Raw genomic sequence first — 1198 nt, 5'->3', positions numbered from 1 at the left:
ATCGAATTACGAAAAAACGAACAGTCAAAGATAACAATGGCAAGAAACAGTCGCTTGTCTTTTACCAATTAAAGCTAGATTCAGACCATGCGTCTATTTTTGGTCTAACTAAAGATGCCGAACCTATTAAACCTAAAATTAATACGGATAACAAAGAGAATTTTAAGTTATGGAAAAAGCAAAATGATGAGTTAGCTGATCTTTAATGACCACTTCTCAATACCTTTTTAGTAACTTAAAGATGAAATTGTATAGGAGTGAATGAAATGGATGAGTTAATTGAAGTATTAGCTAACTTAGTTGTTGAAGAGTTAAATCGTGATAACTGAGATTGCGGTCCAACGTGCTTTTAACACGTTGGACCTTTCATTTTAATTCATTCATAAACATATATTATCTCTATGGAGGTGTATAAAATGGAAAAAGCCATTGCTTATGTACGTCAAAGTACACTCAAACAACAAAGCTTAGCGACTCAGAAATCCCTCATTATAGACACTGCTAAGCAACATGGATGGTCCAATGTAACATTTTATGATGATAAAAAAACAGGTGGACATACAAAGCGTTCAGGCTATCAAAAAATGGTAGAAGTGATTACATCTGGAGAGTGTAAAGTATTATGTTGCTATCGGCTAAATCGGCTCCATCGTAATTTCAAAAATGCTATACAATTCTTTGAAATTTGTAAAAAGCATCACGTCACAATCATCAGTGTTAACGATGGATATTTTGATTTGTCTAAAGAGTTTGATTGCTTTCGCTTAAACATACTCATGAGTCTAGCAGAAATGGAATCGAACAACATCAGCGAACAAACACGAAATGGGATAAGAGAAAAAGCCAAACAAGGTAAGTTGATTACAACACACGCCCCTTTTGGTTATCACTACAGCAAAGGTCACTTTATTGTAAATGCAGAAGAAGCACCGACAATCAAAGCCGTTTATCGTTGGTATTTACAAGGACTTGGTTACAAGAAAATTTCTCAAAAGCTGGATAAAGATATGAATTTTATTTCTCGTAAGCCCTATCAAGTTAGAAATATTCTCTTGAACCCTAACTATTGTGGTCGTGTCATTAATAAATATGGAACGTTTAATGATATCGTTCCACCTATTATTAATGTTGATACGTTTGAGGAAGCACAAGAGCGTCGTATTCATAAACAACACAATCGATCCAATTCTAGAAATAA

At 34.1% G+C, this 1198-nt stretch carries 1 protein-coding gene and 1 pseudogene; both read left to right on the top strand.

All coding sequences use genetic code 11. From position 1 onward, the window contains the following. Positions 1-206 (top strand): annotated as a pseudogene (locus HMPREF2578_RS08825) (hypothetical protein); the annotation flags it as partial. Between the two features lie 210 nt (positions 207-416). Continuing rightward, a partial coding sequence (locus HMPREF2578_RS08820) for a recombinase family protein (protein ID WP_256275860.1) occupies positions 417-1198 on the top strand: 782 nt, incomplete at its 3' end.

The organism is Staphylococcus sp. HMSC072H03 (assembly GCF_001809305.1).
Lineage (GTDB): Bacteria > Bacillota > Bacilli > Staphylococcales > Staphylococcaceae > Staphylococcus > Staphylococcus hominis.
Note: the sequence above shows the minus strand (reverse complement) of the source record. Positions and strands in the feature narration are given on the sequence as shown.